This window comes from Streptococcus caecimuris, from assembly GCF_943193075.1.
GTDB lineage: Bacteria > Bacillota > Bacilli > Lactobacillales > Streptococcaceae > Streptococcus > Streptococcus caecimuris.
Map to the genome: position 1 here is coordinate 1 of NZ_CALPCT010000005.1, position 14,896 is coordinate 14,896.

The window sequence follows — 14,896 nt, forward strand, 5'->3', positions numbered from 1 at the left end:
ACAGCCCTACTCAACTGTGCGGAGGTGGGACGACGAAATCGAATTCTAACGAATGACCGATTTCTGTCCCACTCTCTCTCATAAACGATTCATTTGATGAGTCCCTTTAGTCATCAGACTCTGCAAATACTTGAGTGGCTTTGACTGCTTTCTTCCATCCCTTGTACAATTTCTCTTTGCGAGCTTCATCCATCTTGGGTTCAAAGATTTGGGCTGCTCCATGAAGAGATTTTAATTCATCTAAGTCCTTCCAATAGCCTACTGTCAGACCTGCTAGGAAGGCTGCCCCTAAAGCCGTTGTTTCCAAGTTTTTCGCGCGAGCAATCGCGATTCCAAGAATATCTGCCTGAAACTGCATTAAGTAATCATTTTTCGCTGCTCCTCCGTCTACTTTTAGGACAGGAATAGGAGTCTTGGCATCTACCTGCATGGTGTCGATAATATCGCGTACTTGGTAGGCAATAGATTGAAGGGTTGCTTTGATAAAGTCTTCCTTGGTCGTTCCTCGGGTAAGTCCAAAGACAGAACCACGCGCCTCTTGATTCCAGTATGGGGCTCCAAGACCCGTAAAGGCAGGGACCACATAGATTTCATCCTGGTTCTGGGACTTCAGAGCATAGGCTTCAGATTCAGGAGAACTGTCGATCATACGCAGGCCATCACGAAGCCATTGAATAGCACTTCCAGCTATAAAGATTGATCCTTCTAATGCATAGTAGACCTTGCCATTGATCCCATAACCAATCGTCGTCAGCAGGTTATTTTCTGACAACTGCATCTCTTCACCTGTATTCATAATGATGAAGGATCCAGTTCCATAGGTATTTTTGACCATACCAGGTTCAAAAGCCAATTGACCAAAAAGGGCAGCTTGCTGGTCTCCTGCCATCCCTGCAATCGGCACTTGTCCACCGTAGAAATGGAAAGGCGCTGTCTTGCCATAAATCTCAGAGTTTGAACGAACCTCAGGAAGCATGGCTTTAGGAATGTTGAGAATGTCTAAGATTTCATCGTCCCATTTCAGTTCCTTGATATTGTAGAGCATGGTACGGGCAGCATTGGAATAGTCTGTCACATGGGCTGCTCCATCCGTCAGCTTCCAGACTAGCCAAGTATCAATGGTCCCAAAGAGCAATTCTCCTTTTTCAGCTCTTTCTTGCGCCCCATCAACATGGTCCAAGATCCAACGGACTTTAGTCGCTGAAAAGTAGGCATCGATGACCAAACCTGTCTTTTGGTGGAAGGTTTCTACATAGCCTTGGTTTTTGAGCTCTTCAGCCAGTGGAGCAGTTTGTCGTGATTGCCATACAATAGCATTGTAAATGGGAAGACCCGTATTCTTATCCCAAACAACTGTCGTTTCCCGTTGATTGGTAATGCCGATCGCCTCGATTTGATTGGGCTTGATGCCACTTTCAATAAAGACTTCAGCGATCACCGACTGTACAGAGTTCCAAATCTCATTAGCATTGTGCTCCACCCAACCAGCCTGCGGAAAAATCTGAGTGAATTCCTTTTGGCTAGAGCTAACTTGCTCGCCTTTTTTGTTAAAAATGATGGCTCGCGAACTAGTGGTTCCCTGGTCAATCGCCATGATATAGGTTTCTGGTGACATAAACTGTCCTCCTAAATTAGGTACTTAAACATCTTGTTCTTTCATAAACTAGTATACTCTATTTCATCTAGGATTTGTATCCATTTTTTTAATAAATTACTGTCTAAATTTTCCTTCTGCTTCTAACTCTATCAGATCAAATTAAAAGAGCCCTAAGGCTCTTCCTAGTATTTCAAATGCTTATCAAGATCTGCTCTAATCTAACCGATTTAAGAACTCCATGGTCGGACTGTCCTGGTAAAGTTCTTTGAGAGGAATCTTATGATAGGCAGAAATCTCTTCCGATGTCACACCGTAACGAATCAGGAGATCATAAATACGATTTAAATCATGATGTAATTCATCCGTAATGAGGACATTATCGCTCGTTTCTTTTGTTTTCCAATAATAAGATGGCAGAACTTCCTTGGTTTCTATTAAAATAGTTTGCAATAAAGTTCCCCCATGACTATCCTTCTGAGAGATATCGGCTCCAAGTTCTAACATTTTTTTAAAAACCTTGAAGGATTGGTCAGCCTTTTCCTTAGACGAATACATCTCATATTGACCATTCCAACGTTTGATCATGCGCCTGCAGTCAAATACAGCTCTTCCACCGGCAGTTTGGATGACCGGTTGACAGAATGGATTTAGCTCTGTAGGTTCTTCAATAAAGTTAAGATCGGCCCCTCTATCAATGAGTAAGTCTGCAATATCTAAATGTCCCGATTTAATAGCGACTTGAAGGAGCGACTGTCCTTGATCTCTTTTAGGTTTGTCACCCGAAACAGCATTGACTTCTTCAGGCTTTTTATCCAATATCTGACGGACTCCTTCGATATCTCCTCTTCGCAATAACTGAAAGGTTTTTTGCATGGTCTTTCCCCCCTTACCTAGTAAATAAATATCAGACTGTGTTAAAACTATGGTCCTACCTCTAGTTTCTTCGTTAAACTGATTATACCATTTTATGGACTCTACATTGAAGTCCTAAAGGGTGAAGATGACAGACTCTCACAGAAAGAGGTTAAACTTTATTTTTCCGATTTTCGTATTGCCACTAGCCAAGAGGATAGTAGGATTTCAATAATAACTAGAAGGATAATCTGAGGAAGAGAACTCTGAACCAGCATAAGGATAGCCAGACTATCGATCAGCATATGGGCAAGGATACAAGGAACAGCACCTTTCGAGTACTCCTTGAGCGCTCCAAATAGGAAGGTATTCCCTAAAATCATCAGATAAAAGATGAGATAGTTAGACGAACCTGCTGTAATCCAAGGGAGTTGATAGATAGGAATATGCCAGAGGAACCAGACAAGGGAAAGAACCATCATTTTAGGTATAAAGTGCTTACTAAAGGAAAGATGATCTTGTAAAAACCAACGCCAACCGACTTCTTCCAGACCTCCATATAAAAAGGTCCAGGGGAAATAGAGGAAGAAGGCCAAGAGGGAGTTTCCAGTAAAGCGAACATTCATGAGCAGGATGGAGATCCCATAATAAATGACGGGGATGAAGAAAGCTAGTATCCAGGACAGATTACTTTCTTTTTGAAGAAAGACCTTTTTGAAAAATTCTCCCAGGGATTTAGTTTCACCTAAGACGATGGAAAAGCAAAGAGCCGTTATCATGGGAATCAAGTTCATTAGGATAAACAGGAGTGAGGCCCCCATACTACTCCTATCTGGGAAACACCATAGGATAACTTGCCCTACTATATATGTAGCAAAGAGGGCAGTCAGTGCATACCAGATAGCGACTGATTGTTTTGAAATAAATTTGCTCATTTTTCCTCCTTTAGAGTTACATACTTCTTTCTTGCAATCATGATTGCTAAACTAATAATAAGAATTTTACTGACGATAGATAGCCATACCTCTTCATTCACTATCATCTGAGACAAGGAATTGATACAGGCATGGGTCATGACACAGAGCCATAAATTTTGCGTTTTATGATACAAGGCGGATAAGATAAAGCAGTTAGTTAGCAGACCTACTAGAAACGGAAACAATTGAATGACAGCTAAAGAACCATCAATATAAAAGTATAGTAGATGCCAACTAGACCAGGCTAAAAAGGTGATCAAAGTAGCTGAAAGATAAGGTATTTTTTCCTGCAAAGTTGGTTGAAAGAAATAACGCCAGCCAATTTCTTCAATCCCACCAAAAAGAAGAGCCTTGAAAAAGAGCACCACTGGCAAGACAATCGATTGACTGGTAATCTTACCACCTAAGATAAATGGGAAAAAGTCGAGTATCAAGAAAACGAGTACTAAACAATAATTAGCAAAACTGTCTTTAACTTGAAAAAAATCTTTGAGAACTTGTTTAAAACTAGATTGATGGTAACTAATGCTTGCAAGACTGCCCCAAATAGCTGATGACAAGCCACCTACAATAATAGCGATGATCCCAAATGATGATGTAAAATCAACCTTGACTCCTCCTACTCTTAAAAACCAAACCAGAAGGCTGACTCCTAATACTTGACCAAAGGTCCCTAACAAATACATAGATAGGGCTTGCTTTCTACTCATTCGTGATTCCTTTTCTATTCTTTCATCTAATTCATGACTCTATTAGATTTGGAGCATCCCCCTAATCCGCATCAACCCAAAGATGGTATTGTTCACAGTGTAGACATCGAAAGAGATAGCCACACATAGAACCATCCTTGACTAAGTATTCAGCTACATCCTGAAATTCATTACGTGACTCGTATTCTGCTAAGACTTGCTCAGCAATGCCCATTTCTTCCAGTTCACGGGTGCCAACTGTCCCCAGATAGGCACAGTAGTCTTGGCAACAAGAGAGCCAATATTCGCCCTGCCAGCTACTATAGCCGGGAGTTTGACAGAAGAGGACCTGGTCTTTTTCCTTATCCATGACCCCTTGCCAATCAGCATCTTGGATAAACTCTGCTTCAAACTTCTGGGCAGCACGACCTGTAGCAATACAAGTCGGACAGAGATGGCTTAGCTCCTCCACACAATAAGGTCTCAGAACATAATAGATGGTGTGGTCTTCCCCACACGAAGGACAGGTCTTAGGCTCCCCTTCCTTAAAAGCACCAGTCCCTAGTGGATCCGGATGATAGCGGAAGGTTGGCAAGGAACTGATTTTCTCTTTATGAGCCTCTTTTTCTTTTTCAGTCAAAGGACGCGTAAGCGCAAAGCGATCTCCATGACTGAGACTCATCTTTTCTAAGGTAAAAAGCTTCTTAACTTGCTTGCGATCAGACTTGTCTACTAACTCTGAGAAGAGAGCAAAGGCACTGGCATACAAGCCCAACTCCTGATACACATCCACCAAGACCTGCTTAGCTTCTGGAGTTTCCAGTAAGGTCAGCCGATCCGCAAATTCATAGAAAGCCAGCACGCTGGATGAATCCTTATCTTGCGCTTGGAACTGCTTTTTTAAGTGGATATATTCTTTCATCGAATCATTCATAGGACTACTCGCTTTCATTTTTAAAGGAATCAAATCGCAGATCCTATTTCTACAGATGATTGTATTCTAACCTGGATCATGTACTTTAAACCCATACCTACCTGCATTTCGTTTGAGCTTCTCCACCAGCTCTTCATTCCGCTTGCTTTTTCCAAAAAAGAAGGGAATAGTCTTTCCATTTCTAAGCTCGATATAAAAAGCATAGCGAGCCCCACCACCAGATCGTCCACGAAAAATTGCATAGGTGATTTGCTTGATCTCTTTCAGTGGGATCATTCGCCGACTGAAACATAGTGCGGCATGGATATAGAAGATTCCATAGCTAATATGGAAAGGGGCAAAGAAGGGACCGCCACTAGATCTCACGATTGCCCTTCTTCTCAGGAAAAGGAGAAGACTGAAAAAGAGCAAGAAAACTAGCACATATATAATTGGAGTATACATCATCATTTTTCTAAACTCTAACACGTTACCCTTCATCCTCTATTTCATTTCAACCCATTTTTCATTGTCCATGATAAAGGGCTTAGCTAGACCTTCACCGGTGTAATCTTGGTATTTGGTCTCCAAATATTTGTAGACATCTTCCTTGGTCGCAAATTTGATGGCTTGGTATGGCTCTTCAAAGGTTAGCTTTTCAACAAAGAGATAGCCGTCCTTTGCAGGAACCAAGACACCGACGTGCCCGACAAAAAGGGTATTTCCGTCTAGGTTATCATGAACGATGACAGAAAGCATGCGGGCATTTTCATTGAACTTGAAGTGAGAAAAATACTCTTCCATCTTCTTGGCATGGACTTTGACATCCGTTGTGGCCTCTGTCGGAACCCGTGAATACAGTATGTTAAAGGCTTCCTTGTCTGCCTCATCGAAGACTTTTCCTTTGTCAATAGCATCATTGTCCACGAACAAGAGTTCACTATCCGCTTTCATCTTAGGAATCTCGATGCGATTCTTCAGCAAGGTATAACTATTGATCCGGCAGTTGGTTCCGACGAAATCGCCCTTCTGCTTGGTCCACAAGTCACTGATCTTCTCGACATTGTAGTCTGTTTTCTTGAACTTGCTGAAGTCACCCGTCAAACCGACCGAGCCAACAATGCTATCATAGTCCGTTACTAGACCAAGAAACTTGTCTACACTTTCCTTATCCAAATAAGCAGACAAGAGAGCCCGCACTTCTTCGACACTAGCCTTGCTATTGAGGTTGCTGTATGTTCCCTTGTAGTGCTCCTTGTCTGAATGGGACTGCTGAACAGTAGAGCTTTCCTGCTTTTCCTTGGATTGCTTTTGGTTGGTCCCACAAGCCGCTAAAGCAAAGATCGCCAAGGCACAGCTAGTAAGGAGCATGATTTTTTTAGATGGTTTCATAGATTGATTCCTTTTCTCTATACTAAGATGTTTTGTAACATGATACATTTCTTTTTCCTATCGAATCTCCTTCTCCTATATTATAGTTTAAAACTAGCTTTGCTCCAACTATTTTTTACGAAATGAGAAAAGTTTATAAGTAGCAAAAAAAGAGCTGGCAGACTATCCAGCTCTTCAATATGTTACAAAAATTAAAATTAAAATTATTGTTTAATTCAACCAATCTACTTGAGCATGTTCTATTGCGTACTCAGCTTCTTCTTGAGTAAATTTTCTATTTTCAACAAGTATTTCTAATATCTTTTCTTTCGAAATTTTGCTACCATTTGCATAAGATTCCGCTTCTTTCACAGCGTCCTCCTTCCAATCGAAATGACCTTGTTCTATGGCATAATCAGCCTCTTCTTGAGTAAATAGTTCAACATTTATAAGTTGCCAAACTAATTTTTCTTTTGAATAACGATACCTTTGAAGTGATTTTGCTGCTAAAACAGCCTGCTCTTTCCAGTCCATATTAAGCTTATATATAGCGTACTGGTTAGCTCCTTCTGAATAATTATAAATCTTTATTTTATTTTTGATAGCCTGCTTCGAAATAGGAGAATCCTTTGACAGTTGCTTAGCTGTTGCATATGCCCTTTTAAATTCTTCTTCTACTAAAGTTGGATGAAAAAGTTTTTTCACAAGCAAATTAAATAATAATTCTAAATCGTCCTCATTTTCATCACTTGAAGAAGTGTATTTTCTATAATCATAATTCTGTGTACTAGAACTTGAAGTAGCGTATTCTTGTTTTGATGATTCAAAATCATCCTTATTTCCATCACTTGAAGAAGAGTATTTTTGTACAGGATTAGTCAACTGTGATCCTGAACGTGAATTTATCCATTTATTATAATTTATTTCATAATCAATTACTATAAGAGCTAGCATTCCTGCAAATAATCCAAAAATTGTAAAAATAAATATCAAAAACTTTTTCATCATGACTCCCTTTACTTGTTTCTCTCCAATGAAATTTTCATCCCTCTGGAACTGCTTTCATTAGTATTATATCATGAAATATTGTTCATTTTTATTTACTAGTGTAAAAGTCTCTATGGCTAGTAAATAAAAAAGTGACTGCATTTCAACTGCAATCACTCATTCTATGTGAAATAAAAAATGACAAAGTATTATAAAATCTTATTTAATCTTGTGTTTGTTCATCTTTTCTTCAAAGATAGCTGTCATAATCTTGCGGAGCTCTTCTCCTTCTTTTTCAGGAAGGTCCCCTTGACGTTTCGCCACGGCATAGAGTTCAGGGTATTGCTTGGCTACACGCTCAACTGTCTTGGTCGTCGCATGCCCCCTGACAAAGAAAGGAATACGTTTGATCCATTCTTGCGGGACAAGAGCAAGTAATTTCTTCGCTGCTTCCTTATCAGAAAGCTCAGCCGTGCTCAATCCTTGCTTGATTTGTTCCTGTTCTTTTTCTGTAAAATCTTTTAATTCCATAGTAAACTCCTCATTTGTTTATCTAAGGACACATTATACACTTATGGAGGGGAATGTACAACTAAAGGATTTCGGAAAATAGCACACAAATGCGTCCATTAGAAATAGTTTTATACGTTTAGCTCTTCTCTATAAATAACAAATCCCTTTGGCTGAATGATCAAGCGATCATTAGAAATGCTTCCAAGACTCATCAGATCTGCCTGTCCTCTTTCTAATACAAAGTCTTTCTTCGACTGGTTAAAGTAGGCTTTGAGAAGGTGACCTTCATGCTGCCACTCTACTGCCACCACATCCGGCTCTACTTCTTCCAGACTCACTTTACCATACTGAATCATGCTCGCTACTTCTTTTCGGAGCTGGATCAATTCCTTCATAAAGTTGAGCATGTCATTATCAGCTGCCACGCGCTCCCATGGCATGACACGGCGGCAATCTGGGTCTGGACCTCCGATGAGGGCTAGCTCCGTTCCATAGTAGATACAAGGCGTACCCCGTTGCAGATAAAGGAAGGCGAGAGCAGACTTGACAGACTGAAGATCGCCTTTGGCCGTTGTTAGGATGCGCTCTGTATCATGGGAGTCCAAGAGGTTAAACATCACCTCAGAGATTTGTTGCCTATAGTACATGGACTGGCTATTGATTTCCCAAATGAAGCGTTGCGTCTCCTTATGCCCCCGCAGGAAATAATCCTTGATACTTTCAGAGAGAGGATAGTTCATCACCGCATGGAACTCATCGCCCTTGAGCCAAGGTTGGGACGAATGCCAGATTTCCCCGAGGATATAGAGGTCTGGTTTCTTGGCTAAGACCGCCTTACGGAAATCCCGCCAGAATTGATGGTCGATCTCATTGGCCACGTCCAGGCGCCAAGCATCAATATCAAACTCTTCAATCCAGTAAGTCGCAACCTTCAAGAGATAGGCCTTCACCTCAGGATTAGCCGTATTGAGCTTAGGCATAAAGCCCGCAAAGGCAAAAGCATGGTAAGACAAGTCGCGACTATTCCACAGATTTTCTGAGGAGACAGGGAACTCTTTGATATGGAACCAGTCCTTGTAAATCGAATCCTCCCCGTATTTGACCACATCTTGCCATTGGGGTGAATCGTAGCCAATATGATTAAAGACAGCATCCAGCATAATCTTCATCCCACGCGCGTGAGTCTCTTTCACTAGTTTGCGGAAGGTCTCTTTATCACCAAAATGTCGATCAATTTCAAAGTAATCAATGGTGTCGTATTTGTGGTTGCTCGGTGATTCAAAAATCGGGCAAAGGTAGAGCCCTGTAATTCCTAACTCCTGCAAGTAGTCCAAGTGATCGATAATCCCCTGCAAATCTCCACCAAAGAAATCCAACATGGTAGGGGCAATTGACGCATCCCAAGGACGGACACCTTCTGGTGACAGAGCTGGATTGCCATTGGCAAAGCGCTCAGGAAAAATCTGGTACCAAACCGTCTGAGCCACCCAATCCGGTACAGCGCACCCATCAATCTCATGGATAAAAGGAAGCTTAAAGCCATTCATGACGAAGTCCAGGTTCTCCTTGGTGTAAGCTGCCACACCCCGGTCTCCGTACAAGATCTTCTCTCCCGCTGTATCCTCTAATTCAAAGAGGTACTGGATCCGGGCATGGCCAACAGATACCGATACTTGCCAATAATCAAAGAGATCGTCGGTCGTCACCTTGTCCATTTCCTTGGTTGCCTCATATAGATCCTCTATAAATATAAAAGGATCCCCATAGTGCAAGACAATCCGTTTGATATCCTCTTTCTTGGTCCGGATGCGAATGTGAAGCTGGCCGTCCTTATAAAGATAGGCGTACTCCGATTCAGGCCGGTGGTAAATCGCTGTTAATTCCATCTGTCTCGTCTCCTACTTTCCTTTCTTTTCATCATTTACCAATATATGCAAACGATTACATAAAATCATTTATTAGTATACAACTTTATGAAAAGGTTTGCAATATGTTGAGAGAGATAATTTTAGACTACTAACTTTTTATAATTGTATTGCACACAAAAAGCCCATCAATTGGGCTTAAAGATTTTTGTTGAAGCAATGACTTTACCTTATAAGCATCACTTTATACTGTTTCCTACTAAAATATACTACAGATCTATATTTCTGTTAATAGTTTATTGAACAGTTGTTCGAGTTTACTAGTATCTCCATAAACTGTTCCATCCATATATAAGTGATAGATATCATCATCTAAACCAATTGAAATTTCACATTCATAGCCTTTCATCAAAGCTAAAGAACGGATAACTTCTCGTTGAGTACGACCGTTTCCTTCTCTAAATGGGTGAAAATAATTTAGATTATCTAATATCTCAGCTAAACTTTTACAAATCTCAATTTTATTATTTGCGTTAAGTAGATAGTTTGAAATCAAAGTATTTAAATATTTTTCTGCCATATCAAAAGACTGAACTGGCATAAAAGCATTTCCACTTTTAGAGATATTTACTTGACGGTATTGACCTGCCCAAGTATACATCCCTTCAAAAAGAAACTTGTGAATCTTTAAAATATCTGAAACAGTATTTACTTCAATTGGATTAATAAACAGTTTTAAACTTTGGCTTGCTACTAAACGATATTCTAATTCTCGTGCTTTATTATCATTTTTCTCATTAAATTTATTTATGAGAACAGATGAATGGGGATAGGTGTATAAATTATCAGGGTCTATATAATCATACCCATCATATATTTTTCTGACCATTATCCAACTCCTAATGCAACTGCCTCTTCTCTCAGTCGCTCCACGTCTTCTACCGTGGGATGCCATCCTTCAATCATATTGGTGCTAAGAGCAAACCAGACGCTCTTAAAAACCTTTTTGTTGTCAAAAATCACACCCATAATCATCATTTTTTCTTTATCTACATCTAAGGTCATATTCTACCTCCGTCCTATTATTATAGCATATTTTCAATCATTTTAGTTCTCCTATTTAGAACTTACCCTACACAAAAAGCCCAGCAATTGGGCTTTCTCATCATCTAAATGACTGATCCTCATTCCTTACTTGTATGTCGCTTCCCAAGACTGAGCGCTTGCTCTTCTGACATTTCAACTACTTTGGAAAAGTTAGTATTTCGTGGCATGCTATCCTTAGAATACCAATAAACATCAGCACTTCCATTTCTGGCCACATAAACAACTGGAGCCAGTTGACGAGTTGGCTCTGTAGGCTGGACAGGTTGAACGGGCTGTGCAGGCACTGCTGGCTGACTCGGTTGAGGGGCTTGACTTGGTTGCGTCTCTACAGAAGGACTGGCTGGTTGTGGTTGACTACTTGGTTCCGTCGGCACTAAAGATGGCTTGGCGGTCCCCTTCAGATAATCAATGGTCGCATTCTTAGAATAATTATCCAAGGTAACGGTGGTTATCCCATAAGCATCTACAGATTCTTTCGGACTTCCTAAGTTTATACGGAGTAGATTTCCTTCTTGATCAATCCCAACATACTGCAAGATTACTTGTCTCGGAATTAATTCATCACCCGCATAAAACGGGGTCACCTTGTAGTCTAACCAGTAATGAGGGTGAGTGGCTAACCAACTATCCAAGCGCTTTTCATAGTAGAGCATCCCCTCATCATTACGATCAGCGGTTCCTCTATAATTTCCACTATTGGTCCATGCAGTTAAGGGAACTAAATTTTTCCCTTCATTGGTCAGACCACTAAATTGATAGCCGACCAGATGCCCTCTATGGAACAACCAGGCCTTCTTCCCTTTGTTTCCATAGGACAGCTTATAATTATGCCAGCCGACTGGATTGTAGGTCAGCCGTGGCTCTCTTTTCTGCTTTGGTTCATCCTTGTCCTGTAACTGTATATGAGCTGAAGTCGCACGACCTAAATGATCAAACTCACCTAAAACGAGCTGCTTGTTACCAGTAAAAGCTAGCAGGTTGAGACTTTGGTAATCGAGTCCCGTTTGCTGAGCTTGAACCCCATGAACAAAAGTTAAGGTCATGAAAACCGCGACTATCCCAACGATGACATTTTTCAAAAATCGTTTTGTAACCATAATAAACTCCCGTATTACTATCTAGTATTATTATAGCAGAAAAAAGCGGTTACAAACATAGAAGATCTGTTTAGATTTCGATTTTTAGTTTTACCAAATATAACGATGGATCCCCTATACCAAGTTTTTACAGCAAGTCTACATTTATACCAGCTTCATCTTTCAATTATATGTTTTTAATGAGTTAATTTTCAATTTGATGTTCTTTGATATACAAAATACGGACCAGTATTTAAATATATAAAATGATCTACAACAATCCTAAATCAACTTATATTCATACCACTCTTCGTCTACTTTCTGAAATCCCAAAGCCAAAAACATTCTTTGACTTTGAGTATTAAAAGGATAAATTTGAGCAGTTACCTTAACCATTTCTTTCTCTTTGGCCATCTGTATCATTTCAGAAATACACCGTCTTCCGATCTGTAAATTCTGATACTCTTTGCTGATCACTATAGAAAGCTCTGAATTATCTTGAAGTGTCACATCTCCAACTAACACTCCCTCATATTGGATATAATAGCAAGAACCATGTGAAGATAGGTAATCATACATTTTATGAAGTTTTGTTACATCGTAAATCTGATCAGTATTATCCACCTGTTTGCAAACCTCACTATCTTGATACCAAAGAAGGGAGATCTCATCATTCCTATAATAAGGAATAAGAGTGATCTGATCGTCTACTATTCTATTCATCATGAATTGTTCTTATTTCTGATGGATCTAATCCCGGATCACTTTGATTTTTCTTCTATTTGCAATGAAATTACTCAAGAAACTAATCATGGTAATCAGCCCAATGACAAGAGGGAAAATAAAAGTGAAATACATTTCAAAGCTTATCTTATTTTCTTGTAGCAATCCTGTTCTCCAAAGACCGATAGCAACAAAAATAGCCAGTCCCATCACAATCAAGGTTTGAAGGAAAGTTCTTTTTAGCATTTTTTTCTTCGCCTCTCCTACTTCACCTTCTGAAACCTCATAGATATCGAGTTCCAAACGATGAATCACCTGCTCTTGTTGGTACAGAGAGTAGCAAAATACTAAAAACGTGATCACACCGACACAATCTGTAGTGAACATGAAACTGAGCAGGAATCCAAGGATAATCCCCGACATAAAGAGCATGTACATGTTGTTCCCAAAAGTACTCAATTCTTTTTCCTTGTATTCGTCAAGCTCACCTGTAATATCGTAGAAAGCTTTCACACATTTCAATTGCCAGTTTTTATTCATCATCATCGATCCTCCAAAATAAAGAATTCAAATCCGTCCCAAGCTCTTTTGCTAGATTGATACAGAGATCTAGGGAAGGGTTATACTTCCCATTCTCAATCATATTAATCGTTTGCCTGGAAACTCCAATACTTTTTGCCAAAGCCAATTGAGAAAGACCAAGATTGACTCTGTATTCTTTCACACGGTTCACTTGGCACCTCCTAAATGTAAATGTGTCAAATATATTTGATACATTTATTTTACAATACTAGTTGCTGGATGTCAAGTATATTTGACATCGTTTCCTAAAACTATTTTCTCAACTTTAAAAGCATTAAAAAACGATAGACTTCTGTAGCTATCGTTGTGATTTCTTTTATATACTATCTAGAGGTTTCTTCCGATACTTCAATATTCCCCATCACCCAATTGGACATCTTTTTGCCCTTGTCTTTATAAGGGTTAGGAGGAAACAAGGTGAAAGGGGGGATGCTGGCATCTGGGAAGAATAGTTCTACGCTTATCGTTCGCTCGCGATTATGATTGACGTAGGCTGTAAAATAGATATGGTAATGTCCACTCACATCACCACCATTATCATACTCGCCCCTAGCAGTATTTGGCAATAAGGTCACAGATTCTATGCCCTGCTTTTCCCGAGCTAAGTTTGCGATGATCTCACGCTTAATAGCAGTCTCATGATTTCTGACGAAATTCCCATCATCACTATATCCAGGATGCTCACTAAGAGAATAGAAAACAAGGACCATCAGAAAGGGTAGAGAAATTAAAAAAATGATTAGCTTATTTGATTTTAACATGGAGGTTCCTCAATCTACTTATAAAAAATCTTGACCAAATCCTGCTTTGCACTGAGGATACGAGCAACATACACCCTATGCTTCTCCATATAATAAAATGCGAGATAGTTCTCTATTGGCATATAACGATAGGGTTTTCCATCATTCGTCATCTCACCATAGCCCCGGCTTGATACCAGAGGACAGGCTTCTGGAAACAGTTCTAGGGTCTCAAGAGCACTTAATAGCAAATCAACTTTGCCGTCTGCAGCTTGCTGGCTATAAAAATTCACAAGAATATAGTCGTGAATGTCACGCAAGCCCTGCTTAGCACGATCTGAAAGAAAGACCTGATAACGTTTCAACTTAGTCAAGACCAAATTCCTTTCTCACATCGGCTACAGAAGTAACTTTTCCTTGAGCGATTTCCTGGTGCCCCACTAAAATCTCCTTCTTCAAATCCTCAAAGGCCACTTGATACTGCGTGTTCTGTAAATCACTTGAAACAAATTCTTCTGGATCCACAGTCCCGTTGGCAACTTTTCGAAGTGCCGCATTCAGGATATCTGACACAGAAATTTTTTGATCTGCAAGCACCTCTTTTGTTTTTTGGTAAAACATCGCATCTGCGCGAAAATTCACTGCTTTCGTGTTTGCCATTTCTACCTCTCCTTTGTACATACAATTTGTATATACATTCTACCATACAAATGAGAAGGGATTCAAGTGAAAAATGGATTCCTCTTTCACCGATTATAAGTTGGAATAGATAAGAAAGCTGAGTTTATAACTGGTGACAAATAGTTTTAAACTGAAAAAGAGAGTAGGACAGAAATCGGTAATTCGTTAGAATTCGATTTCGTCGTCCCACCTCCGCACAGTTGAGTAGGGCTGTAAAAGCTGA

19 protein-coding genes are annotated in these 14,896 nt (G+C 39.9%); all 19 read right to left on the bottom strand.

The features are described from left to right. Positions 1–106: 106 nt before the first annotated feature. The 19 genes from glpK to relB all read right to left on the bottom strand — a co-directional run bounded on the left by glpK (position 107) and on the right by relB (position 14,652). Positions 107–1,615, bottom strand: a complete 1,509-nt coding sequence (gene glpK, locus NFR56_RS02880; protein ID WP_251457562.1) for a glycerol kinase GlpK — start codon at positions 1,613–1,615, stop codon at positions 107–109. A gap of 195 nt (positions 1,616–1,810) precedes the next feature. Further along, entirely contained in the window at positions 1,811–2,470 is a 660-nt protein-coding gene (locus NFR56_RS02885) for an ankyrin repeat domain-containing protein (RefSeq protein ID WP_251457565.1), read from the bottom strand. 158 nt (positions 2,471–2,628) lie between these two features. Then, entirely contained in the window at positions 2,629–3,384 is a 756-nt protein-coding gene (locus NFR56_RS02890) for a CPBP family intramembrane glutamic endopeptidase (RefSeq protein WP_251457568.1), read from the bottom strand. After that, the gene (locus NFR56_RS02895; RefSeq protein ID WP_251457570.1) at positions 3,381–4,136 is read right to left on the bottom strand and encodes a CPBP family intramembrane glutamic endopeptidase; all 756 of its coding nucleotides are present in this window, start codon (positions 4,134–4,136) and stop codon (positions 3,381–3,383) included. The genes NFR56_RS02890 and NFR56_RS02895 overlap by 4 nt, the downstream gene beginning before the upstream one ends. Before the next feature lie 61 nt (positions 4,137–4,197). Then, on the bottom strand, positions 4,198–5,049 hold the full coding sequence (locus tag NFR56_RS02900) for a CbrC family protein (protein ID WP_251457574.1): 852 nt from the start codon (positions 5,047–5,049) through the stop codon (positions 4,198–4,200). 66 nt (positions 5,050–5,115) lie between these two features. After that, positions 5,116–5,529, bottom strand: a complete 414-nt coding sequence (locus tag NFR56_RS02905; protein ID WP_251457578.1) for a hypothetical protein — start codon at positions 5,527–5,529, stop codon at positions 5,116–5,118. A 3-nt stretch (positions 5,530–5,532) separates the two neighbouring features. Next, positions 5,533–6,420 (bottom strand): DUF4300 family protein, encoded by an 888-nt coding sequence (locus NFR56_RS02910; protein ID WP_251457580.1) that lies wholly within the window; start codon positions 6,418–6,420, stop codon positions 5,533–5,535. Positions 6,421–6,630: 210 nt separating this feature from the next. Beyond that, positions 6,631–7,407, bottom strand: coding sequence for an Ltp family lipoprotein (locus NFR56_RS02915; protein ID WP_251457583.1), 777 nt, complete (start codon positions 7,405–7,407; stop codon positions 6,631–6,633). Positions 7,408–7,605: 198 nt separating this feature from the next. Continuing rightward, positions 7,606–7,917 (bottom strand): hypothetical protein, encoded by a 312-nt coding sequence (locus NFR56_RS02920; RefSeq protein ID WP_003003574.1) that lies wholly within the window; start codon positions 7,915–7,917, stop codon positions 7,606–7,608. Positions 7,918–8,027: 110 nt separating this feature from the next. Next, complete coding sequence (locus tag NFR56_RS02925; RefSeq protein WP_251457586.1) at positions 8,028–9,785, bottom strand: glycoside hydrolase family 13 protein; 1,758 nt, start codon at positions 9,783–9,785, stop codon at positions 8,028–8,030. Positions 9,786–10,041: 256 nt separating this feature from the next. After that, positions 10,042–10,653, bottom strand: a complete 612-nt coding sequence (locus tag NFR56_RS02930; RefSeq protein WP_003017315.1) for a Fic/DOC family protein — start codon at positions 10,651–10,653, stop codon at positions 10,042–10,044. Continuing rightward, entirely contained in the window at positions 10,653–10,829 is a 177-nt protein-coding gene (locus NFR56_RS02935; protein WP_003017298.1) for a hypothetical protein, read from the bottom strand. The genes NFR56_RS02930 and NFR56_RS02935 overlap by 1 nt, the downstream gene beginning before the upstream one ends. Before the next feature lie 119 nt (positions 10,830–10,948). Continuing rightward, positions 10,949–11,968 carry a DNA/RNA non-specific endonuclease gene (locus NFR56_RS02940; RefSeq protein ID WP_251457589.1) on the bottom strand — a complete coding sequence of 340 codons (1,020 nt, stop codon included), beginning with the start codon at positions 11,966–11,968 and terminating at the stop codon, positions 10,949–10,951. Between the two features lie 261 nt (positions 11,969–12,229). Beyond that, entirely contained in the window at positions 12,230–12,673 is a 444-nt protein-coding gene (locus tag NFR56_RS02945; protein ID WP_023026903.1) for a GNAT family N-acetyltransferase, read from the bottom strand. Positions 12,674–12,697: 24 nt separating this feature from the next. Continuing rightward, complete coding sequence (locus NFR56_RS02950; RefSeq protein ID WP_251457592.1) at positions 12,698–13,216, bottom strand: DUF3278 domain-containing protein; 519 nt, start codon at positions 13,214–13,216, stop codon at positions 12,698–12,700. After that, positions 13,203–13,403 (bottom strand): helix-turn-helix transcriptional regulator, encoded by a 201-nt coding sequence (locus NFR56_RS02955; protein WP_003003382.1) that lies wholly within the window; start codon positions 13,401–13,403, stop codon positions 13,203–13,205. Before NFR56_RS02955 ends, NFR56_RS02950 begins: the two co-directional genes overlap by 14 nt. A 172-nt stretch (positions 13,404–13,575) precedes the next feature. Beyond that, positions 13,576–14,013, bottom strand: coding sequence for a hypothetical protein (locus NFR56_RS02960; RefSeq protein WP_195487134.1), 438 nt, complete (start codon positions 14,011–14,013; stop codon positions 13,576–13,578). 14 nt (positions 14,014–14,027) lie between these two features. Beyond that, complete coding sequence (locus NFR56_RS02965; protein WP_195327072.1) at positions 14,028–14,366, bottom strand: type II toxin-antitoxin system RelE/ParE family toxin; 339 nt, start codon at positions 14,364–14,366, stop codon at positions 14,028–14,030. Beyond that, entirely contained in the window at positions 14,359–14,652 is a 294-nt protein-coding gene (gene relB / locus NFR56_RS02970; protein WP_247913659.1) for a type II toxin-antitoxin system RelB/ParD family antitoxin, read from the bottom strand. The genes NFR56_RS02965 and relB overlap by 8 nt, the downstream gene beginning before the upstream one ends. Positions 14,653–14,896 lie beyond the last annotated feature (244 nt).